The 21229-nt window shown below is 66.7% G+C and carries 26 protein-coding genes and 1 pseudogene; 12 read left to right on the forward strand and 15 right to left on the reverse strand.

What is annotated here, in order from left to right; genetic code table 11:
• The first annotated feature begins 230 nt into the window (after positions 1–230).
• Positions 231–812 (forward strand): phage tail protein, encoded by a 582-nt coding sequence (locus GGR48_RS10950; RefSeq protein ID WP_183951950.1) that lies wholly within the window; start codon positions 231–233, stop codon positions 810–812.
• Positions 813–863: 51 nt separating this feature from the next.
• Here GGR48_RS10950 and GGR48_RS10955 read toward each other — a convergent pair whose 3' ends face one another.
• Complete coding sequence (locus tag GGR48_RS10955) at positions 864–1157, reverse strand: DUF6916 family protein (RefSeq protein WP_183951951.1); 294 nt, start codon at positions 1155–1157, stop codon at positions 864–866.
• Between GGR48_RS10955 and GGR48_RS10960 the strand changes: the two genes are divergently transcribed.
• The gene (locus GGR48_RS10960) at positions 1156–1716 is read left to right on the forward strand and encodes a GNAT family N-acetyltransferase (protein ID WP_183951952.1); all 561 of its coding nucleotides are present in this window, start codon (positions 1156–1158) and stop codon (positions 1714–1716) included. The genes GGR48_RS10955 and GGR48_RS10960 overlap by 2 nt on opposite strands.
• Positions 1717–1807: 91 nt before the next feature.
• Positions 1808–2263 carry a helix-turn-helix domain-containing protein gene (locus GGR48_RS10965; protein ID WP_183951953.1) on the forward strand — a complete coding sequence of 152 codons (456 nt, stop codon included), beginning with the start codon at positions 1808–1810 and terminating at the stop codon, positions 2261–2263.
• Between the two features lie 109 nt (positions 2264–2372).
• Here GGR48_RS10965 and GGR48_RS18140 read toward each other — a convergent pair whose 3' ends face one another.
• Positions 2373–2513, reverse strand: a complete 141-nt coding sequence (locus GGR48_RS18140; RefSeq protein WP_240456060.1) for a hypothetical protein — start codon at positions 2511–2513, stop codon at positions 2373–2375.
• A gap of 34 nt (positions 2514–2547) precedes the next feature.
• Here GGR48_RS18140 and GGR48_RS18145 point away from each other — a divergent pair, with 34 nt between their 5' ends.
• The 4 genes from GGR48_RS18145 (at position 2548) to GGR48_RS10985 (ending at position 6608) form a co-directional block, all read left to right on the forward strand.
• Positions 2548–2847 carry a VapC50 family PIN domain-containing toxin gene (locus tag GGR48_RS18145; RefSeq protein ID WP_240456059.1) on the forward strand — a complete coding sequence of 100 codons (300 nt, stop codon included), beginning with the start codon at positions 2548–2550 and terminating at the stop codon, positions 2845–2847.
• A gap of 86 nt (positions 2848–2933) precedes the next feature.
• The gene (locus GGR48_RS10975) at positions 2934–4130 is read left to right on the forward strand and encodes an AAA family ATPase (protein WP_183951954.1); all 1197 of its coding nucleotides are present in this window, start codon (positions 2934–2936) and stop codon (positions 4128–4130) included.
• A gap of 65 nt (positions 4131–4195) precedes the next feature.
• Positions 4196–5245 (forward strand): ParB/RepB/Spo0J family partition protein, encoded by a 1050-nt coding sequence (locus tag GGR48_RS10980; protein ID WP_183951955.1) that lies wholly within the window; start codon positions 4196–4198, stop codon positions 5243–5245.
• Between the two features lie 130 nt (positions 5246–5375).
• Positions 5376–6608, forward strand: a complete 1233-nt coding sequence (locus GGR48_RS10985; protein ID WP_183951956.1) for a replication initiator protein A — start codon at positions 5376–5378, stop codon at positions 6606–6608.
• 513 nt (positions 6609–7121) lie between these two features.
• Here GGR48_RS10985 and GGR48_RS10990 read toward each other — a convergent pair.
• The 3 genes from GGR48_RS10990 to GGR48_RS11000 form a co-directional block, all read right to left on the reverse strand.
• On the reverse strand, positions 7122–7652 hold the full coding sequence (locus GGR48_RS10990; RefSeq protein ID WP_183951957.1) for a hypothetical protein: 531 nt from the start codon (positions 7650–7652) through the stop codon (positions 7122–7124).
• A gap of 33 nt (positions 7653–7685) precedes the next feature.
• Positions 7686–8663, reverse strand: a complete 978-nt coding sequence (locus GGR48_RS10995; RefSeq protein ID WP_183951958.1) for a hypothetical protein — start codon at positions 8661–8663, stop codon at positions 7686–7688.
• Between the two features lie 255 nt (positions 8664–8918).
• A complete protein-coding gene (locus GGR48_RS11000) occupies positions 8919–9386 on the reverse strand; it encodes a hypothetical protein (protein WP_183951959.1) in 468 nt (155 codons plus the stop codon).
• Between the two features lie 133 nt (positions 9387–9519).
• On the opposite strand from GGR48_RS11000, the gene GGR48_RS11005 reads away from it, so the two are divergent.
• From GGR48_RS11005 to GGR48_RS11020, 4 genes and pseudogenes are all read left to right on the forward strand, one after another.
• A complete protein-coding gene (locus GGR48_RS11005; RefSeq protein ID WP_183951960.1) occupies positions 9520–9840 on the forward strand; it encodes a hypothetical protein in 321 nt (106 codons plus the stop codon).
• A pseudogene (locus GGR48_RS18390) lies at positions 9737–9946 on the forward strand (DUF3253 domain-containing protein); the annotation flags it as partial. The gene GGR48_RS11005 and the pseudogene GGR48_RS18390, both read left to right, overlap by 104 nt.
• A gap of 199 nt (positions 9947–10145) precedes the next feature.
• A complete protein-coding gene (locus GGR48_RS11015) occupies positions 10146–10436 on the forward strand; it encodes an I78 family peptidase inhibitor (protein WP_183951961.1) in 291 nt (96 codons plus the stop codon).
• 4 nt (positions 10437–10440) lie between these two features.
• Positions 10441–10785: a hypothetical protein gene (locus tag GGR48_RS11020; RefSeq protein WP_183951962.1), complete on the forward strand. Its 345-nt coding sequence runs from the start codon at positions 10441–10443 to the stop codon at positions 10783–10785.
• A 115-nt stretch (positions 10786–10900) separates the two neighbouring features.
• Here the strand turns inward: GGR48_RS11020 and GGR48_RS11025 are convergent, their stop codons facing one another.
• Positions 10901–11158 (reverse strand): hypothetical protein, encoded by a 258-nt coding sequence (locus tag GGR48_RS11025; RefSeq protein ID WP_240456058.1) that lies wholly within the window; start codon positions 11156–11158, stop codon positions 10901–10903.
• 137 nt (positions 11159–11295) lie between these two features.
• Between GGR48_RS11025 and GGR48_RS11030 the strand changes: the two genes are divergently transcribed.
• Entirely contained in the window at positions 11296–11625 is a 330-nt protein-coding gene (locus GGR48_RS11030; RefSeq protein ID WP_183951964.1) for a hypothetical protein, read from the forward strand.
• 25 nt (positions 11626–11650) lie between these two features.
• Here GGR48_RS11030 and GGR48_RS11035 read toward each other — a convergent pair whose 3' ends face one another.
• The 9 genes from GGR48_RS11035 to GGR48_RS11075 all read right to left on the reverse strand — a co-directional run bounded on the left by GGR48_RS11035 (position 11651) and on the right by GGR48_RS11075 (position 21178).
• Positions 11651–12739 (reverse strand): YdcF family protein, encoded by a 1089-nt coding sequence (locus GGR48_RS11035; protein WP_206362496.1) that lies wholly within the window; start codon positions 12737–12739, stop codon positions 11651–11653.
• 5 nt (positions 12740–12744) lie between these two features.
• Positions 12745–15264: a TonB-dependent receptor gene (locus GGR48_RS11040; protein ID WP_183951965.1), complete on the reverse strand. Its 2520-nt coding sequence runs from the start codon at positions 15262–15264 to the stop codon at positions 12745–12747.
• 105 nt (positions 15265–15369) lie between these two features.
• Positions 15370–17394: a glycoside hydrolase domain-containing protein gene (locus tag GGR48_RS11045; protein WP_240456057.1), complete on the reverse strand. Its 2025-nt coding sequence runs from the start codon at positions 17392–17394 to the stop codon at positions 15370–15372.
• Positions 17395–17471: 77 nt separating this feature from the next.
• Positions 17472–18338 (reverse strand): SDR family oxidoreductase, encoded by an 867-nt coding sequence (locus GGR48_RS11050; protein ID WP_183951966.1) that lies wholly within the window; start codon positions 18336–18338, stop codon positions 17472–17474.
• Positions 18339–18340: 2 nt separating this feature from the next.
• Positions 18341–18829: a MarR family winged helix-turn-helix transcriptional regulator gene (locus tag GGR48_RS11055; RefSeq protein WP_183951967.1), complete on the reverse strand. Its 489-nt coding sequence runs from the start codon at positions 18827–18829 to the stop codon at positions 18341–18343.
• A 101-nt stretch (positions 18830–18930) separates the two neighbouring features.
• Positions 18931–19299 carry a nuclear transport factor 2 family protein gene (locus tag GGR48_RS11060; RefSeq protein WP_183951968.1) on the reverse strand — a complete coding sequence of 123 codons (369 nt, stop codon included), beginning with the start codon at positions 19297–19299 and terminating at the stop codon, positions 18931–18933.
• A 254-nt stretch (positions 19300–19553) separates the two neighbouring features.
• On the reverse strand, positions 19554–20333 hold the full coding sequence (locus GGR48_RS11065; RefSeq protein WP_183951969.1) for a sulfite exporter TauE/SafE family protein: 780 nt from the start codon (positions 20331–20333) through the stop codon (positions 19554–19556).
• A gap of 7 nt (positions 20334–20340) precedes the next feature.
• Positions 20341–20859 (reverse strand): rhodanese-like domain-containing protein, encoded by a 519-nt coding sequence (locus GGR48_RS11070; RefSeq protein ID WP_183951970.1) that lies wholly within the window; start codon positions 20857–20859, stop codon positions 20341–20343.
• A gap of 4 nt (positions 20860–20863) precedes the next feature.
• Positions 20864–21178, reverse strand: coding sequence for an ArsR/SmtB family transcription factor (locus tag GGR48_RS11075; RefSeq protein WP_183952019.1), 315 nt, complete (start codon positions 21176–21178; stop codon positions 20864–20866).
• Between the last annotated feature and the right edge of the window lie 51 nt (positions 21179–21229).

Here is a 21229-nt window from a genome sequence, read left to right on the forward strand (position 1 = left end):
AGACCATCGTCCTTTTACCGGACGATCTTGATATATATCATGAGAAAAACCACTTACGCCTAATCGTTACGCACGCGTTATCTCCGATATGAACAGAATAAATGCTCATTTTGGACATTGTCTATATTTGCAATACAACCATTATGGATTTGTTTTCCGATTTCGCCCGGTCAACAATGAAAGCGGCGCGCCGCGACATTGCGAATTGGCGCGCCCTCAAGGGAGCGGACATGGAAGCATATCTCGGATACGTGATGTTTACTGCGGGCAGCTATGCCCCGCGCGGTTGGTCGTTATGCCAGGGACAGCTCCTGAGCATCGCGCAGAATTCCGCGCTCTTCTCGCTGCTCGGCATCACCTATGGCGGCAATGGCCAGCAGACCTTCGGATTGCCGCATCTGGGCGGTCGCGTGCCCGTCGGTACCGGCCAGGCACCTGGTGTCAGCCATAATTATCAGGCGGGCGAAGCGGCCGGCACCGAGCAGACCACCATCCTCACCACGCAAATGCCCGCGCATGTTCATGCATTCCCCGCACAGCCGGGCATGGCCATCGTCACCGACAATACGGCCGACGACAGCACCGCCTCGGCCTCGGCCGGCGCGCGTCTGGGCAATTTGATCGATCCCAATGCCAGCGGTGCCGCGATCTACGTACCGGCGGGATCGGGCAACGCGACGGTGAACCTGGCGGGTACGCCGGCGGGCAACACCGGTCTGGCCGGCGGCAGCCAGCCCATGTCCCTGATGCAGCCCTATCTGGCGATGAACGCGGTCATCTGTATCGAGGGCTATTACCCACCGCGCGACTGATCAATCGGCCAGCACCCTACCCCTCGGGACAGGGTGCTAGCCCCTTTTCGATCAGTTGAACACCGCCTGATAGACGCGCCGATCGCGCAGCGGCGGGCACTGGCTGATGAAGATGCTGTGCGGCCCGCCGCGCCCGCAATCGAACTCATAGGCCAGGTCGAGCAGCACGACGCTAAGCGGCGCTTCGAAGAACAGCGAAAAGGGCTGCCGGAAATCGAGTCCATCGGGCAGGCGCGGCGACGTCTCGACGCGGTCCAGCCGCACCTCGACCGCCTCAGGCAGCGTGTTCACCTTCACCGTCTTGCCCACCCAGGGCAGGAAATCTTCCGGGGTCATCAAGCGCATGCACGATCCTTCCTCGCCCGCCACCATTCCCGATCGGGGCGGCGCCGACAAGATGGCGGACCCCGGCATGGCACCTGATCGGATCATGTTCCGGCCCGAAACCCCGGACGATGCCGCGCTGATCGCCCGCGCCCATACCGGCCATTGGCGCGCCCCCGCCGGCTTCGCCCTCCCCGCCCCGATGCTCGCCACCCTGCTCGCCCAGCAGCACGCAGGCCAGGAGCGCCATATCGCGAGCCGCCATCCCGGTGCCGAGCGGCGGATGATCCTTGCGGACGGCATGGCGGTCGGTCGCCTCTGCCTCGACCGCACCACCCTGCCCTGGCACATCATCGACCTGGCGCTGGTCGCCGAGGCAACCGGCCAAGGCATCGGCCGCGCCGTGCTCGACCGGCTGAAGGCCGAAGCCGCCTCCGCCAACGCCGCCCTCATGCTCGACGTCGCCCATGACAACCCCCGCGCCCAGGCCCTCTACCACCGCGCCGGCTTCATCCCCGCCGGTGGCGACAGCGCGACGCATCCGCGCATGATGTGGCGGAATCGGCAAACGCCCGCCTGACCGGTGCCTGACCCTCCGCAACCTTCGTGTCATCCGTTGCGTTTATTGCGAATATCGCGTAAAAGGATTGCTGCCCGGAGAGCACACCCCCATGACCTTGCCCGCCTTTGCCGAACCCTTCGGAGAGCGCCTGCCGACGCCCGCCGACCGCCAGTCCGCCGACCAGTTGCGTCGCATCATCGCCGCCCATGCCAGCGGCGATACGCTCAAGGTGTTCGACGAGCAGACGCGCAAGCCGGTCGACATCGTCCTGACCCCCGACACCTCCGCCCTGCTGCTCGACCTGCTGCGCCATATCAGCAGCGGCCATGCTGTTACGCTGGTGCCGATCCGCGAATTGCTGACCACGCAGCAGGCCGCCGACCTGCTTAACGTCTCACGCCCCTATCTGATCGGGCTTCTCGACAAGGGAGTGATCCCGCACAGCTTCACCGGGCGGCACCGCCGCATCCGCGCCGAGGACGTCTTCGCCTACAAGGCCAGCCGCGACGCCTCCCGCGCCCGAGAACTCTCGGCGATGGCGGCGGGGGATGCCGACCTGCTCTGATGTTCGCCAACCGCTATACCGCGCTGATCGATGCCTGCACGCTGGCGGACGTATTCCGCCGCAACCTGCTGCTGACATTGGCGAGGCGGAGTTCTTCCGGGTACGCTGGTCAGCGACCATCCTGGATGAGACCGAACGCGCCATCGCCGGCATGGCCGCGCAAAAGGGGCTGGCGGATGCCTCCGGGCGCGCAGCCCGCGCGCGTCGCGCCATGGAAGCCGCCTTCGAGGAGGCGATGGTCGAGGGGCATGCGCTGTTGCTCCCCAGCGCGACCGGACTCCCCGATGCCGGCGATCACCATGTTCTGGGCGCTGAAGACCCAGGCGCAGACCATCGTCACCGAAAATCTGCGCGACTTCCCCGCCGCGATCCTGGCGCCGCTGGGCATCGAGGCGTGCTCCGCCGATGACTTCATCGCCGATACGATCGCGCTCGATACGGGCCGCGCCATTCCCGCCATCCGCCGGATGCGCCAGCGCTTCCAGCGCCCCGCCATGACGGCGGAGACGATGCTACGCGACATGGAAGCGCGCGGCCTTGTCGCAACCGTCGGCGTGCTCGCGCCACATGCCGGATCGCTCTGAGCGCGGGTGCATTACCTCTTGCCCGAATGAAGCTCGCCATGACATATAAAGGCCAATAAGCTTCAATTCGGCGATCGGACCCTGACATGAATGCAATCGTCTCTCAGATCGGCGATCTGGCGGAGGCTGGCGAGCGGATGATCGAGCGTTTGCGCCGCAAGGCCTTCCTGCCCGAAAGCCGCAAGGGCCTGAACGTCCGCTTCGGCATCGCCGAGGCCGCGCAGCTGCTCGGCTGTTCGACCAACCGCATCCGCATGGCCGAGGAGGATGGCCGCCTTCCCCCCGCGCCGGCCGCCGAGAATGGCCGGCGTCTGGGCTATAGCGTGCCCGAGCTGCTCAACATGCGCCAGGTGCTGGGCGCCTCGCCTGCCCGCGCCCCCCTCGACGTGCCCGCGATCATCGCGGTCCAGAATTTCAAGGGCGGCGTCGGCAAGTCGACCGTCACCACCCATCTGGCGCATTATTTCGCGGTGCAGGGCTACCGCGTGCTGGTCGTCGATTGCGACAGCCAGGCGACGACGACGACCTTGTTCGGCTTCAACCCGCATTTCAACATCACGCGCGAGGAGACGCTCTACTCCTATCTGTCGATCGACCCGACCCAGACCGACCTGTCCTATGCGGTCAAGCCGACCCCCTGGCCCAATGTCGACTTGATCCCGTCCAACCTGGAGCTGTTCGACGTCGAGTACGAACTGGCAGCGGCCGGATCGGATGGCCAGTCGGTGCTGGCGGCGCGGTTCCGCAAGCTGAAACAGGGACTGATCGCGCTGGCGGGCGAATATGACATCGTCCTGCTCGACCCGCCGCCCGCACTGGGCACGATCAGCCTGGCGGTGATGCAGGCGGCCAATGCGCTGCTCGTGCCGCTCGCCGCGACGACACCCGATTTCTGCTCGACCGTGCAGTTCCTGTCGATGATGGACCAGGTGCTGCAGCAGCTGGCGGGCGCCGGGATCGAGGTGGATTACAGCTTCGTCCGGCTGATCTGTTCCAAGTTCGACGGCAACGACCCCAGCCACTCCATGGTTCGCGCGATCATGGAGCAGAGCTTCGGCCCCGCGCTCCTTCCCGTACCGATCCTGGAGTCGGCGGAGATCAGCCATGCCGCGATGCGGATGATGACCGTCTATGAACTCGACAAGCCGATCGGCACCTCGAAGACACACAAGCGCTGCCGCGCCAATCTGGACGAGGCGATGGGGCAGATCGAACAGCTGGTCCGGCAGGGCTGGGGCCGGGTGACCCCGGCGGATGAGGCGGTGCTCTATGCCTCGGCCTGAAATCGCCCTTTACCCCCCTTTCCTACAACTGCGCGTTTCCCCTATGTTCCGCGCGGGAGACGATCATGGCGCGTAAACAATCCGATTATCTGGCGGCGTTGCTGGCCGACGAAGCGGCTTCGGGCACCGACAGCCCCCCTGCCCCCACGCCCGGCGAGCGCCCCGCCGAGCGGCTGCGCGGCACCACATTGCTGGGTCGCGAATCGGCGCTGGCGCGGGTTGCCTCGGGCGAGGTGCGTCAGGTCACGCAGCTGCTGCTCGACCCGGCGCGGGTGCGCATATGGCCGGGCAATGCGCGCTCCTATGCGCATCTGACCGAGGCGAGCTGTCGCGAGCTGATCGACTCGATCATCGCCGAAGGGGGGCAGAAGGTCCCCGCCGTCGTCCGCCGGATCGAGGGCGATGCCGACCATGATTATGAGGTGATCGCCGGCACGCGGCGGCACTGGTCGATCTCGTGGCTGCGCGCGCACAGCTATCCCGACATGATGTTCGTCGCGCAGGTCGCGGTGCTCGACGACGAGGCGGCGTTCCGCCTCGCCGATCTGGAGAACCGGGCGCGTGCCGACGTGTCCGACCTGGAACGCGCCCGCAATTATTCCGAGGCGCTGAAGACCCATTATGGCAACCACGCCACCCGCATGGCCGAGCGGCTGAAGCTGTCCAAGGGCTGGCTGTCCAAGATGTTGAAGGTCGCCAGCCTGCCCGAACCGGTGATCGCCGCCTTCGCCTCGCCCGCCGAGGTACAGTTGAAGAGCGGCTATGCGCTGGCGCAGGCGCTGGGCGACGAGAGCAAGGTCGATCGCATCCTGACCTATGCCGTCACCCTGGCGCGCGAACAGCAGACCCGGCGCGACGAAGGCCGCCCCGCTTTGCCGGCCGCCGAGGTGGTGCGCAGCCTGCTCAACGCGCCGGTGATCGCCGAGCCGCAGCCGCCGCGCTACGAATGGAAGACGCCCTATGGCCGCAAGGTCCTGACCGTCCAGTCCAACAATCGCCAGGGCATGACCATCCGCCTGCATGCGGGCACCGGCATGGACCCCGAGGAAGTGGCCGACATCCTCCGCATGGCGCTGACCGAGCTGGAGGCCGAAGGGCGCGGGTTGCAACGGTGATGCGGGCGCACGGGCGAAAAGTTTCCCCGGGGAAACATCGGGCGGCGGGGCGGGGTGCTCCCCTGCCCTTGTCCGACGTCGGGCGAAAAGTTTCCCCGGGGAAACTTTTACGTCCTGCGGGGTGGGAACGATGACGCGCGCCACCTCCGAGAAGGTGTCCGAACAGTTCGACCTGTTTCTCCCCTATCTCGCCGACCTGCCCTTGCGCGACCAGCGCGAGATGATGGAGCGGCCCTTTTTCAGCCTGGCCAAGTCGAAACGGGTCAAGCCGATCGATTATAAAAGCCCCGACGGCAAGCTGTGGGTCCATGTCTCGGCCAATGCCGATTATGGCATGGCGACGATCTGGGATGCCGACATCCTGATCTATTGCGCCAGCGTGCTCGCCGACATGGCCAGGCGCGGGATCAACGACGTGCCGCGCAAGCTGCACCTGATGCCCTATGACCTATTGCGCGCGATCGGGCGGCCGACGACGGGCCGCGCCTATGAGCTGCTGGGGCAGGCGCTCGACCGGCTGGTCGCGACGACGATCAAGACCAATATCCGCGCCGATGCCGGCCAGCCCGCCGCTGCGCGCGGACGGCGTGAGGCGACCTTTTCCTGGCTCGATGGCTGGACCCAGCTGGTCGACGAAAAGACCGAACGCTCGCGCGGCATGACGATCGAGCTGTCCAACTGGTTCTGGGAAGGCGTGATGATGACGGGCGGCGTCCTGTCGATCGACCGCGCCTATTTCGACCTGACCGGCGGGCGCGAACGCTGGCTCTACCGCGTCGCGCGCAAACATGCCGGCGGGGCGGGCGAGACCGGTTTCGCCATCTCCATGCCGACGCTGTTCGAGAAATCGGGCGCCGAGGGGCAATATCGCCGCTTCAAGTTCGAGATCGCCAAGATCGCCGAACGCAACGAGCTGCCCGGCTATACGCTGACGCTGGAGCAACCCGCCGACAAGCGCGAGCCGCAATTGCGGATGCGACGCCGGCCCGAGGCACCCCAGCGCGCCGTGTCGGTCGGGACGGCGCCCCCTGCCCCGTCCCCGCCCCCTTCGCCTGACGTTCCGCCGGCCGAACCGGTGCCCGCCAAGCTGCCCGAGCGCACGCAGGAGCTGATCGATGCGGCCGCCATGATCCGGCGCAGCGTCAAGAGCCTGGCGACGCGCGCGACCGATGGCGAGATCACGCCCGCGACACTGGCAACGCTGCGCGCCGAATGTCCGGGCTGGGATTACCAGACACTGCACGCCGAATTTCGCGCCTGGATCGACGCCGATCCCGCGCGTACGCCGGTCAGCTATCAGGCGGCGTTCATCGGCTATGTCCGCCGCTGGGACGCCAAGCACCGCCACGAACTGGGTCGCTGATACGCGGACGGCGGGGGCCTGACGGCTTCGTGACCCGCGCGCGGGGGAGGGGAGGGCGCTCGCCTTGCCCCTTTGGCCGGCATCACCGCGTTCCCGAAGTGTCGGGTGTCGCGCCGGCCTTCCCGACAAATCCGATCCGCGCCGCGCCAGCATTTCCGGATTGAACGTCCCCCGCGCAATGCCCGCACAAAGTGATTCAATTCGCCGGCGCCAAACAGGGGCTGAATGGGGCCTTCGACACTCCGGGAACGGCTCGCGACCCATCGGGAACGGATCGACGATCCTTCGGGAACGCCATGTTCGATCCTTCGGGAACGATCCGTCGATCTTTCGGGAACGGGAGGTACGCCGCGAATCGCGGGATTCCGCCAGAATCGCCCCGGTGGCGGCTAGTTTAACTGCTTAACCTTAAACAAACCGTCTAACCGGGGGGTGAGAGGTTTTTCTTTTTTGGAAGAGAAGGGAAGAAGTGCCCCGTCCGCCGACGATCCGCCAGCGGACGGGGGCAGGGGATCAGGCGAGTGCAGTCTTCACCAGCGTCTTGATCCCGATCAGGATCGAGTCATAGAGCTGCTCGACCGTTTTGAGGTCGACGTCCGCGCCATTCGCGACCGCAACGATGTCCGCCTGTTCGGGCGCCGCATGGCCGGCCCCATAGGGGATGTTGGCCAGGATCTGCGCATTGGGCGGCAGGCTGTTGCACTTGCGGAAGGAATAGCCGTCGCCGCGCGCGGCGGGCGAGGGAAAGAGATACCGTTCCGCCGTCGGCGAGGCCAGCGTCACCAGCATGACGTTGCCCGCGCCGCTGAGGCCGACGATCGTCCCGCAGGTGTTCCACAAGCGATCGTGCCAACGCGGCTCATAAGCCGGCTGGTCGGGGTTCACCGTCCAGCGGAATATGTCCATCGGCGTGACATTGCCGCCATCACGGCCATCGCCGAGAATATCGAGGAACCCATAGGCCGCGCCATCGATCGTATGGCCATAGCGGCAGCCCAATTTGTGAATGGCGATGAAATTCGCCTCGGCCGGAGTCAGTGGCATGGTTTATCTCCCGAGAAAGAAGGGCAGGGGGGCTCAGGCGGCGTGCTTTTCGCGGAGATAGCGGTGTGCGATCTCCGCCTCCCACGGATTGAACAGATGTTCGAGCTGGAGCGCCTGATGGCTCGCGGCCGGCTTGCCGAACGCGGTCAGGTCGAGCGTGTCGTGGAGGGCATCGACGGTGTCGGTCACCGACTTGTACTTGTTGTACTGCTCGACCAGCTTGTCGCGATCCGCCTTGGTAGCGTCGAGGGCCTCGTCATAGGCCGCCTTGGTCGAGACATAGTCCTTGATGTCCTTCTTCATGATCTCCTTCAGACTCTCGGCCTGGCTCTTGCGGATAGAGATGATGAGGTCGTTGAGGATCGCCAGCTCCTGCTCGGTCGTCGCCAGGATCTGCTGCAGCCCCAGATAGCGCGCCTCGTCGACGCTCATATGCGTCTCGAACACGATCTGGAACGAGCCGATGAACTGGTTGCTGAAGAAGCGCTGCTCCTTATAGACCTTGCCCGACGAGGCGAAGAACAGGTGCAACCCGCCCGATAGCGGCATGTCGCGCAGCTCGGACTTGCGGGTCGCGTCCGACTTGACCGAGAACTGGCTGATCGCACCCGAGATCAGCGCCTGCACCCGCGCGATGATCAGCGAATAGTCGCCGGCAAAGATGCCGAGGAACTCCTTGGCCTTTTCGATGGTCGAGGGTTCGGCGCTTTCCGATCCCGGCACCTTGGCGGAGGGATAATCGCCGGTCTTCAGCGCGTTGCCGATCGACTCGATAATGGCGTTGACCCGCTCCAGCCCCCAGTCGCTGTAATTCTGATAATCGCTGCGCCGCTCGCCGAACAGGCGGGCATGATCCCATTTATTCGCGTCGTAATGTTCCTTCACCAGATCACGAATTTCTCCGAGAAGTTTCGTTTCCTCGGCCTTGGATTCGGCATCCAGCTTTTCCATATATTGCCGGAATTCCTGGTCCTGCTTTTCCTTGTCTTTGATCGTGTCGCTCTTACCCATGACAGTCCACTCCATGCGAGATATTCGCAAGCGCGGCGTATCAGAGCGCGATCTTCGGAAAGAGCGCGGTTGCCTCCGAATTGGTGCGGGGCATACCATCTGGGATAAGAATAGGAGGCGATGTTACCGCCGATTCCGATGAGATCGCCGATATGACATAATATTCATGGCAGAGCGTTCACCGCGACATTATGGTTGTGATCCGCAAATAATGACATAACGGCGTCATGATCATGACATATAATATTAATGTACTTATCGTCGTGACAGGCGCCGCAGGGCATTGGCACGGTGAACGGCATGCAGGCTGCGCGGGTCGTCGAACAGGTCGCGGATCGCGCGCCGACGGAACCGGGTCCACCAGCGTTGCCAGCGATGCTCGGCCGCGTCGTGGATCATGTGGCAACGCTGGCAGAGCGCGGCCAGGTTGCGCGGCTCGTTATTGCCCGGATCATGGTCGAGATGCGCGCAGGCCAGCACCACGCGGGTCAGGCGGACCTGCGCGATCGGCACCTGCCGCACGGTGATCCGGCGTCCGCGCGGCGAGCGCCAGCAGCCGGCCTCCGCATCCCACCAGCGACCGTCGCCCAGATGGGGCACCCGCGCCAGATGCGGCCGCCGGCATTGCTCGCACCGCCCCTCGGCCCGGCCGAACCGGATCGCGGCGGACACCTGCGCCCAGTCGATCGGATAGAGCCAGCGATTTTCGGCGCGGATCGGCATGGCGCGACTATGATTCGGCGCGTCCCGAATGAAAAGCCTTATATTCCCGATTTGTATGCGCTTTGTTTGCGATCCTTGCGACAGGAACGACGCCCCCGTGCGATGACGGCCACGGCATGCTAGGGGCGCGGCCATGGCAAAGACCCAAAGCACGGCCGGCAGCGTGACGCTCGACGGCGTTTCCTATGACTGGCACCTCCAGAGCGAACCCCATCAGTCGGATCATGAGGGGTGGAAGGGGATGACCATCGCCGTGCTCCAGCAGGATGCCAAGCGCGCGGCGTGGTTGGAGTTTCCCGCGCCCAAGCGACTGCTCAAGGGCCTGCCGCGCGGGCGGTTGCAGCTGGACGATGCGACGATCCTGCGCTGCGTCCGGGCCGCGCTCGGTGCCGGCTGGGACCCGACCTCGCGCGGCAAGCCGGTGGTGTTCATGGTCGACGCCGACGGCAATTGAGGGCGTGTCGTCCGCGCGCGACACCGTGCTGGCGCTGCTGGCCCAGCGCGCGTCGGGCAAGACGATCTGCCCCAGCGAGGTCGCGCGGGCGCTGGCTGATGGGGGCGACTGGCGCGCGGCGATGCCGGCGGTCCATGATGCGGTCGATACGCTGCTGGGCGAGGGGGCGGGTGGCGCTGAGCTGGAAGGGGCGGGGGCTGGCGGCGCGGGCCGGTCCCTATCGCATCCGCCGGGCCTGATCGGCCAAGGCTGTGGCACATCGGCTCCGTCCAAGGTTTGGCCGGGATGGCGTAAGGACGGAGATGATGATGACGGGCAACGGGATCGTAATGCTGGCGGTGGTGGCCGGACTGGGCGTGCTGGGGGCCTGCACGACGACGGATGAGGCCGTGGCCGGGCGTGGCACCTGCCGGCCGCAAGGGGCCGCCGCGCTGGTCGGCCAGCCCGCGCCCGACGATGCGACGATCCTGAAGCGCACGGGCAGCACGCTCCTCCGGCGGATCGCGCCGGGCGACGCGACCACCAAGGACTATCGGATCAACCGCGTTACGGTGACGGTCGCCGATGGACAGGTGGTGGCCGCGTCCTGTGGCTGATCGCATGGGCTGGGGCAGGGAGGGGGCGGTCGCGCTCCTGTTGCTCCTCGGCGGTTGCACGACCACCCGCCCGGTCGAGGGGCCGGTGCGGCTGGGGCAGATGGCGGCGGTGAACGGGCCGCGTGTGCGGGCGGACCGCGTGATCGAGGACAGCCGCTGCCCCGCCGATGTCCAGTGCGTCCAGGCGGGGCGCTTGGTGGTGCGGGTGACGGTGTTCGGGGGCGGCTGGTCGCGGGTGATGGACCTCGAACCCGGCGTGCCCGTAGTCGTCGCCGATGGCCGCCTGACGCTGGTGGCGGCGACGGCGCGGCCGTATCGGTTTACCTTTGATTTTCAGGGCGGGCTGTAGCGGCAGGGCAGGGCAGGGGTTGGGGAGGGGCATCGCCTCAAACGGCCCGCCCGTCGAAGCGCCCCACCCCCGGCCCCTCCCCTGAAGGGGAGGGGTGGGTCCATGTCACCCTGCTCTAGGCTCGCCGCGTCAGCGTGGCGGCTAGGAGCAGTCCGGCGCCGAGCTGTAGCAGGCCGTACGCCCGCCTGCGTCCCGGATGATCGGCGAAGGGGCGGACGAGCAGGTCGACGGCTTCGACCTCGGATCGCCAGAGATCGACATGCCGTCTGGGCTGGAGCAACCCGAGCAGACCGTCACCGATCATGAAGACCGCCGCCATCTCCGCCGAGCGCCGGATGCCGAGTTGCAGGTTGGACAGGTCGTGCATGGTCATTCTCCTGCACAGCTAACGCAGGGGCTGACGGTTTCGCCGCATGGCGGCGCGCCGCATCACGTGATCGTTCCACTGGACGCGGGGGCCTGCCATCCTATCTCAAGCCCGGTGCGATGCTCGCGCCAGGGAGCGAATCGATGAAGAAGGTTGGAGCCGGTTACCGCTGGCCGGTCGTGGTGCTCAACGCGATCCTGGAGATCAGCAAGCGCCGGGTGCGCCGCCTCGCGGTGCGGCTGCTGGTGGTGACCGCGCTGGCCTATCTGCTGGGCGTGACGATCAACTCCGATCACAAGATCGAGAGCACGATGCACATCCTGCTGGCGCTGTTCGTCGTGGCGATCATGGTCCATGGGGTGGCGAGCTATGCCGGGCACCGCGACAATATCCGCATGAGCCGGATGGAGAATGGCTGGCGCGCCTATCGCCTGTGGCGGCGTATTCAGGCGGCGCGGGCCGTGCCGGCGTGATCGAGGCGCCGACCTGCTCGCGCCCTCAAGGGTCGAGCGGGTCGGCGGGGTCGATGCGCAAGGAGTCGCGCGATGGGCGCAGCGCGACGGCGGTCGGGGCGATGCGCGCGGACAGGGTGGCGGGCTGATAGCCCAGTTCGCGCGTGTTGCGCGCCGCGAAGGCGGGGCTGGCGATCGAATCGATATGGGCGGCGTTGCTGACGACCAGCATGTCGTGGTCGAGCGGTGCGCCCATCGCGATCAGGCGGCGGGTGGCGTTGCGTACATTGGTGGTGGTGTGCCGGGCATAGGGATCGATCACGATCGCGTCGGCCGGAACGCCATAGCGCTCGATCAGCGCGCGGCGCATCTCCAGCGCCTCGACATGGGTGGTGCCGCGCGGATGGACTGCCCCACCGCTGACGATCAGGAAGGGGGCGAGGCCTTGCGCGTAATAGCCCATGGCGGTGCGGACATTCACCTTGGCCTTGGCGCTGAGCGGCGTGGTCGGCTCGTCCGGCCCGACGCCCAGCACCAGGATCGCGCTGTAGCGATAGCGGCCCCAGTCGATGCCGCGCGCGCGGGCGAAGGCGGCGGCATTGTGCCGCTGGTCGAGCGGTTCGAAGGCGACCGCCTCGTCTCGCGAATTGGCGTCGAGCAGCGCGAGCGCGAGCGACAGGCTGATGTCGCCCGCCACCGCCGGATCGTCCCGCTGCGCGCCCGCCAGGGTGACGGCATCGGCGACCTTGGCAGCGAAGGCCTCGCTGCCAAAGGGCGCGTCCGATCCGTCGATCATCGGATAGCGCGGCAATTTGCCGACGCCGTAGACCCGCAGGATATCGTTCAGTCCGTCGACCTGCCGGCGCACGTCATCGGCGCGCTCGGGCGACCGGGCGGCCAGCGCCTCGCGTTCGTCATCGCCCAGGGTCGCGGCCGCGACGATACAGGCGGGCACCCCGGCGCAGGCGGCGACGCGCGCCTCCCGGCCCGCACCCGCCAGCCGGTGCCCGCCCAAGGCGGGGAACAGCCGCGCCGCCATCGCCGCCAGCCGGGCGTCGCGCACCGGCGTCTCGGCGTCGGCCGCGCCGGGCGCGGTCATGGCGAGAAGGATGGCCGCCGCCATGATCCGCGCCATGCGACTTACCAGGACTTGCTGAGGATGAAGCGCACGGTGCGGCCGAAGATCGGGCGGCCATAGATCGCATCGCGCGAGGTCTGGCCGTCAAGCTGGTCGGTGCGCGGATTGCCCTCGGTCAGGCCTTTGTTGTTGAAGATATTGTCGCCGACGACCTGGAACTGGAAGCCGCCATGGGTCAGCGTCGCGCCCAGGCCGAACGTGTTATAGGCGGGCAGGCCGGTATTGTTGAACAGATCGACATAGCGCCGGCCGACATATTCGTAGCGGCCATAGACCTCGACCTGGTCGCTCCCTGCGTCGAAGGCGAAGGTCGGGCGGATATTGCCGAACACCTTGGGCTCGCGGATGATCTGCTTGCCATTGACCGCCGAAGGATCGGCGCCCGCGCTGTTCTGTAGATTCTTGTACTTCGGCTCCTGATAGGTGAACGAGCCGGAGACGAAGAACCAGGGGGCAGGGGCCAGCATGCCGTCGACCTCGACGCCCTTGACCTCGGCCTGGCCGATAAAGGGCACCGCCTGGTCGTTGCGGCCGGTGGTCGGGTTGAACGCCACGAACGAGGCGTTGAACGGATCGAACTTCGTATAGAAGCCGGTCATGTACAGATAGTTGCGGCCGAACGAGGCCTTCAGCCCGGCCTCATACTGGTCGGCCTGCGTCTTCACCAGCACGGGGTTGATATTGTAGTAGCTGGCCGACTGGGGCGGCACTTCCAGATGCGAGGCGCGCAGATAGCCGCCGAAATGGGTGCTGACGTCGTAATTGACGCCGACCGTCCAGTTGGTCGCGACCGGGCTGTCCTTGCGGGTCTGTCGCGCGCCGTCGAAGCTGCGCACACTATTGTCGGCGAGCGTCGCGGGATCGCCCAGATTGACCGAGGTCGAGGTCAGGCCATAGCCGCTGATATTGTACCATTCGTGGCGGATACCGCCATCGATGCGCAGGCCGGGCGTCACTTCCCAGGTGTCGTTGGCATAGACCGCATAGACGGTCGAATCGACATCGCCCTGGTTGAGCGTGGTGCCATAGCGCAGCACGCCCTTGTCGGTGACCGAGCCGAGCACCGCGCCGGTCGCCGAATAGGCGACGAGGTCGAGCGTGCGGGGCTGGCCGCGCACCTCCATCAAATAGTCCTGATAGACTGCCTTGTTGGTCAGACCGTAGGCGGAGGCATAGCCGCCCAGGCGCAGGTCGTGGGTGCCGAAGCCGGTGTCGAACTTGCGGGTGACGCTGACATCGCCCTGGCCCGAATAGAAGTTGGAGTCGACGCCGCGATACTGGCCCTGCACGACGAGGCCCGAGGCGGAATAGGGATCATAGGCGGTCGCACCGTTGGTGCCCGACAGCGCATAGCCCAGCCGCGCGACCGCGCCGAAGGCGGTCGTCGCCGCGCTCTGGAAACCGCGTGCGAAGCTGTTGGCGTCGACCGGGTTGGAGGTCGAATAGAGCGCGTCGAAGCGCAGCTTGCCCTGGGTGTAGCCGGCCTTGGCCGCGAACTGCCAGCCGCCGAACTCGGCGTCATATTGCAGGCCGATATTGCCATATTCCATGTGGCGGCCATCGGCGAGATCGCGCGTCTCGCTGCGCACCACGCCGGCCGCATCGCGGTACTTCAGCGTCACGCCGCGAAAGGCGGGCGAGTTCAGCGTGCCCCGGAAGAAGTCGATATACGGATCGAGCGACACCGACGGGTTGCGCGGATCGGCCACGGGGATCGGCAGATAGAAGGTGTTGTGGTCGTTCAGATAGTTGACGCTGATCTTCAGCGTACCATTGTCCAGGTCGCGCTTGATATTGGCACGGATCTGGCCGCCGCGATCATTGGGGAAGCCGTTGTTGCGCTGTCCCCCGTCGCGGCGCAGATAGCCGCCGATCGCATAATAGGTCCGCTCGCCCAGCGGCCCGGCCTGCATCGCGTCGAGGCGATAGAGATCGGTGGTGCCCAGCGTCGCCTGCACCTTGCCGCGCGTGGTGTCGGTGCCGGTCACGGTGATCGAGTTGACGATCGCGGCGGCCTGGCTGGCGAAGATCGGCGCCGGGCCGCCGCGCACCACCTCGACCCGCTCGGTCATCAGGTCGTAGCGGTTGAGGCTGTCACCGCGGAAGAAATTGCCGTTGATGTCGTGGAACAGCGGCAGGCCGTCCTGCTGGAACACGGAATAGCCGTCATCGGTCGGGATGCCGCGCACGCGGGTGACGTTCTGCACCTCGCCACCGGTCGCCTCGACTTGGATGCCGGGCAGCTTGCCGAGCAGGTCGGCGAAGTTGAGAGGGGCGAGCCGCTTCACATCGTCCTGGCCGAGCGAATTGACCGCATAGGACACGTCGAAACGGCGCTGGCGACGGGCCGAGCCGGTGACGATCACCTCTTCGCCGGTCAGCTCCTGCGCATCGGCGTCGGCCTGCGTCTGCGCCTCGGCCGCGTCAGTGGCGGTCGTCTGCGCGGCGGCCAGTTGCGGCACCGCCGTCAACACGGCGCTGAGGATGGTGGCGCGGAGCAGCGCGGCTTTGCCAAAGGTCATGATTTCCCCCGATTTGGATCTATTGGCGGCTCCCATGGCGGTATTGCACGACAGTTTTGTGAATTTCCTCAGCTTTTATCGAGCGATCCAGATCAAGGAGCCAGATCAACGAGGACGCGTGGTCACGGTCAGCGTGCCACCTTCCATCAGCGCCTGGTGCGTCACCCGCCAGTCGCCCAGCGGGCGGCCGTTCCAGTCGGCACGCACGACCAGGCCGTCGCGCGGACCGACCCGGCGCACGGTCATCCGCCGCCCACCGCCCAGATCGAGCGTGGTGTGCGCGAAGGCGGGCACGCTGACCGCATACCATGGCTCGCCCGGCACCAGCGGATAGAGGCCGAGCGTGGCGAAGACATACCAGGCGGTCATCGCGCCGGCATCGTCGTCCATGCCATCGGCAAAACCCTGCGGCGCCAGCGCGAAGCTGCGCCCGACAAAGGGCTGGGGCAGCTTGCCCGCATTGGTATAGGGATGCGCCATCGGCCGGGTGAGGATCGTGCGGACCAGATCGGCGGTCGCCTGCGGTTCACCCGCCGCGCCGAACAGCCAGGGGACATGGATGTCCGGCTCGTTGGTCATGTTGAACAGGCCGGCGTCGAAGAAATGGTGCAGCTGCGCCAGCCAGGCGCCACGCCCCGTGGTCGCAATCATCCAGTCGAGATCGAAGACCGGCGCCCAGCGATATTGCCACAGCGTCCCCTGATACAGGCCGCGCGCCTTGACGGTGTCGCCGTCCGCGCCCGGCGTCTCGAACACCGATCGCCACATCGTCCGATAGCCCTGCGACCGGGTCAGGAAGCGGGCGGCCAGCGCGTTGTCACCCAGGTCGCGGGCGAGTTGTGCGGTCGCCCAATCGTCATAGGCGGCCTCGATCTGCTGGTCGGGCGTCTCGCGTTGCAGCGTCGCGCTGTCGGCGACCATCCCCTTCAGCGCGGCCGCGGCGTCGAAGTCGGCGATCCCCTTGCGCCGCATATCGAGCAGCGCGATCCCGGCATGTTCGGTGCGTACCGTCAGGAACGGTTCGCTCGGCGTCGCCCATTGCGCCTTGCCGCGCGTGTAGAGATCGGCGAGCGAGCGGGCGATGTCCTGCGCGCGTTCGGGCTGCAGCAGCCCGAGCAGCGGCAATTGCGTGCGGTAATTGTCCCAGAGCGACCAGCTGGCATAGCGGGTCTGGCCGGCGGGCGAGCGCACGATGCTGCCGTCATTCTCGCGGTGCCGGCCATCGGGATCGTCGATCGCCACCGGCGTCTGGAACACGCGGAACAGCGACGTGTAGAACAGCGCGCGCTCGGCGCGCGATCCCTCCGGCTGGACGCGGCCGAGCGCGGCGTTCCAGCCGGCGCGCGTCTCTTCGGCAATAGCCTCCAACCCGCGATCGCCCAGTTCGTGGGCCCGGACGCTGGCGGCGCCCTCGCCGTCGACGCTCGACAGGCCGGTCGCCAGCGCGATCACATCGCCGCGCTTGAGGGTAAGGTCCAGCGTCGCGACGCCGCCCTGCACCGTGACCATGCGGCCCAGCGGACGGCCGTTCAGCGTCAGCCGGCTGGACGAGAAGAGGCGATAACGGCCCTGATCGCAGACCGTGCCCGCGATCATGTCGGCGCGTAGGTCTTCGCTCGACATGGTGTGCCAGGTGGCGGAGGCGCGCTTGGCATAGCTGTGCTGCGCATCGAGCCGCAGGGTGAACGTGCCTGTCCGCTCGACCGAAAAGCGCAGCAGCCCGGCCCCGCGCGTCGCGGTCGCCTCCGCCGTTACGCCGTCGCCATAGCGCACGCGGTACAGGCCGGCGCGCGCTCGCTCGCTGCGCTTGTCCATCGGCGCGGGGCCGATGCTGCCCGCCCTGCGCAGCGACACGAGCAGGTCGCCACCCGCGCCGCCACAGCCGACCCCAACCCCGCGCGTGAAGGAAAAGCCGTGCAGCCGCGTGGCGGCGAAGTCATAGCCGGCATGGTTGGCGGGATCGGTGTCGGGGCCGAGCTGGACCATGCCGAACGGCGCGACGGCGGCCGGGGTCAGCTGGCCGAAATCGGCGAGCGTGCCGACAAGGGGATCGACCAGATCGGCGGGCGTCTCGCGGCCCGGGGCAGGGGCCGCGCCCAGGGCCAGCGCGGCCGCCATCATCCATGTCATCCGACCGATCCCTTGTTTGCCGAGCCAAGCGCGGCCTCATGAAGCGCCATCTTTACAGGGACATGACGCGAAGGCTTCTATTCATCCCCGCCCGCAAAGGCCGCGCGGTGATCGCGGACGAAGGTCCGGAAGTCGCGCGGCGGATGGTCGGTCAGCCGTTCGATCTCGAAGGTCGGGTCGATGTCGTGATGGCCTGCCACCACATCGGCGAACTGGACGACCAGCCCCCTGGTCATCCAGCGCGAATTGCCGGTCAACCGGAGGAGGGCGGCGAACAGCGGCTTGGGCAGGTTCAGATAGCGCACGCGCCGCTTCGTCACCTCGCTAAGGCGCGCGGCGGCCTCCTTCATGTCGAGCGTTTCGGGGCCGGTCAGGAAATAGGTCGCGCCGACATGGCCGTCCTGGGTCAGCACCGTCGCGGCGACGCGCGCGACGTCACGGGTGTCGACCCAGGATACCGATCCCTTGCCCGCGACCTGGGGCAGGAGGCCCCTGGCGACCGGGTCCTTGAACCACAGGAAATTCTGCATGAAGGCGGTGGGCTTCAGGATCGTCCAGTCGACGCCCGAGGCGCGCAGATGATGGTCGATGCGCGCATGCGTCCGCGCCCAGGGCACCGGTGAATGGATATTGCCGTCGGAGGCGGAGATCTTGACGATCCGTTGGACGCCTTCGCGCTTGGCCGCGTCGATCGCGCCGGTCTCCTGCGCGAACTGGCTTTGCGTGGGCGGAGTGATCAGGAACAGCGCGTCGCAGCCGCGCATCGCGGCCGACAGCGTGTCGGGCCGATCGAAATCGCCGAGCACCGCGTCCATGCCCTTTTGGCGCAGCGCCTCGACCTGTTCGGGGCGGCGGGCCATGGCGCGGAAGGGGGTGCCGGCTTCGTGCAGCAGGCGACAGACTTCGCCACCGATGCCGCCGGTGGCGCCAGAGATCAGGATCATGGTCATGCATCCTTTTCGTCGGAGGGGAGAGGGGAGGGGGGCTGGTCGAGCCGTTCGGAGATCAGCGCGACCATTGCGTGGAGCGTGGCGATGGCATCGCGGATGCGCGCGGCGCCGATCCCCTCGGCAATGGCCCGGTCGATCGGCGCGACGGCCTGCTCGGCGCCCGCCACCGCGTCCGCACCCGCCGGGGTCAGCACCACCAGCTTCGCGCGGCGATGGTGCGGATTGTCGCGAAAATCGACCAGCTTCTGGTCGGCCAGCAGATCGACGATGCGCTGCACCGCCTGGCGCGTCAGCCCCATGTTGCGCGCGATGGAGGCCACCGCCAGCGGTCCCGGCGCATAGCGCAGCGCGGCCAGCACCTGCCACCAGGCGCTGGTCAACCCGAGATGCGCGACCAGCTCATTGCCCGCGCTGACCAGCCGGCCATTGGCGGCGAACACCGCCAGCGCGAGTTCGCGCACGTCCGATGTGGCGGCCGGGGTCATGCGGCTTGGGGTGGAATTGACAACATACTGTCAAAATGGCCTGCGCCTTCGATGGTTCCGCGCGCATCGTCGAGGGCGCTTATCGGGACGTGCCCACGGCGTCAGCGAAATCGGCCCTGCCAGTCATAGAGGTCTGCGGTCGTGGCATATTCGCGCAGATAGGCGATCTTCCCATCACGGAGCCTAGCGATAGTCGATCCGTCAAAGCGCTGTTCCTCACCCCGCCAGCTATAGTGAAAGTGCCACTCGGCGACCTCGATGTCGGGAAAGCAGCGGAGATCGCGGATCGTCCATGCGATGACTCGCCCGCCCTCTCCGCACCAGGTCGGCACCCATTGTTCGATCCAATGATGGCCGCGATAGACCGGCCCGAAGCTCTCGATGACGAGGCAATCACGGGTCAGCGTGTCGAGAATGCCCGCCACGTCATGCTCCCGCCAGGCCGCGATATAGCGTTCGATCAGCGACACGGACGGGGGGTGAGCGGTTGGCGGGAAGGGGTGGTGGGGGTCATGTGGCTTGGGGTGTAGTTGACAGCATACTGTCAAAATGGGTGCGGTGGGTCTTGGTTCCGTGTGTTCCATCGGGTTTGGCCCTGTCCAATGGCCGGTATTCAGAAAGCGCCGCTGGGGGCATGCTTTGGGAAAGCGGCCAGGCCGTCTCAACCGAAACTGGCGACCTTCTTCGGCGGACGTACCGGCCGTTCGCATTCGAGAAGGGGGGCTTAGATCGATGACGCAGCGATGTAGGCCCCGATCGCGATGACCACGGCGGCAAAGCCCCGTTCGAGCAGCCCCTTGCGACCGCTGAGAACCTTGCCCAAAGCGATGCCACCGATCGTCCCACCGATGCCGCCCATGACCAGCAACGCGGTGATGCGCCAATCGACCAGCCCTGACAGCGCATAGGAGGTGGCGGTGGTCAGGCCCAACGCGCTAACCACGACCAGCGACGTGCCGATGGCGAAGGGCAGGGGCATGGCGGTCGCCAGGATCAGTCCCGGCACGATCAGGAACCCGCCCCCGATTCCGAAGAACCCGGCAGCCAGCCCGACGGCCAGCCCGATTGGCACCAGACGTGGCAGCAGGGTCGCGGCGCTGTGGCGGGTCAGCCGTACATCGGGTGCTTCCGCCATGCGGCGCTGGCGCAACATCGACAGGCCGACGCCGATCATCAACAGCCCGAACAGGATGAGCAGCCGCTTGCCATCGAACGCCTTGCCCAGTTCCGCACCCAGCGCCGCGCCGATCATGCCGGACACCGCGAACACGCTGGCGCACCGCCACTTCACGCGGCCGGCGCGGGCGTGGCCCATCAGGCTGGCCAGTGCGTTGACCGTGACGGCGACAGCGGCTGTCCCGATCGCGGCGTGCGGCGACCCCACCCCGACGACATAGATCAGGAGCGGCACGGCGAGGATCGACCCACCCCCGCCGACCAAGCCCAGGATCAGGCCGATGACGCCGCCCGACACAAGTGCGGCAAGGATGGCGGCGCTCCCCATGATCGCCTCAAGCGGCTGCGCGCCGGTTCCAGGGCATGACGCGCAACAGATTGGCCATGCCGCACCAGCCCGTCGCACCGGCGAACATCAGCCCGGCGCCGACGACGGCCGATAGACCGAAAAAGCCGGGGGCGACGAACGTGCCGAGCACTACGCCAGACACGACCAGGACACCGGCGGTGATCTGGACCTGCCGCATGATCTCCAGCGGCTGCGACCGGTCGGCGATGATGGGCTGTCCGGCCTGCCGCCACGCCGCGATGCCGCCCCCGAGGATATAGGCCGGCGCGCCACCCGCTGCCGCGCCCAGCTGGGACGCATTGGCGGCGGTGCGCATACCCGACCTGCAATGGAAGACGACCGGGCGGCCGTCGCGCGGCAGATCGCCGAGCCGGTCGAGTGGTATGTTCAATGCGCCGGGAATACGCTCGCGCGCATGTTCGTCGGCACCGCGGATGTCGATCAGCCGCGCACCGGCATCGATCGCGGTGCGGGTATCGGCGGGAGAAAGGGTCACAAGCGTCATCGCATCAATCCTTGCAATAGAGCTGATAGAGGGTGGCGAGCAGCGTTTGGACGCGGGTGTCCGCGATGGCGTACCAGAGCGTCTGGCTCTCCCGCCGGTAGGTGACGAGCCCTTCGTCGCGCATCCTGGCGAGGTGCTGAGAACAGGCCGATTGCGACAGGCCGACATCGCGGGCCAGGTCGCCGACCGTCACTTCGCCATGCTCGACCAGCTTGCACAACAGCATCAACCGCCGCGCATTGCCGATCGCCTTCAGCGTGTCGGCGACCTGTCCGGCCCTCGCCTCGAAGGTCGCCAAGTCCATCGGCGGTTTGAGCATCGTCATAACTCCATTAGATATTGCTTATGTAGCATCATCTAATATATTAGC

Source organism: Sphingomonas pseudosanguinis, assembly GCF_014196255.1.
GTDB lineage: Bacteria > Pseudomonadota > Alphaproteobacteria > Sphingomonadales > Sphingomonadaceae > Sphingomonas > Sphingomonas pseudosanguinis.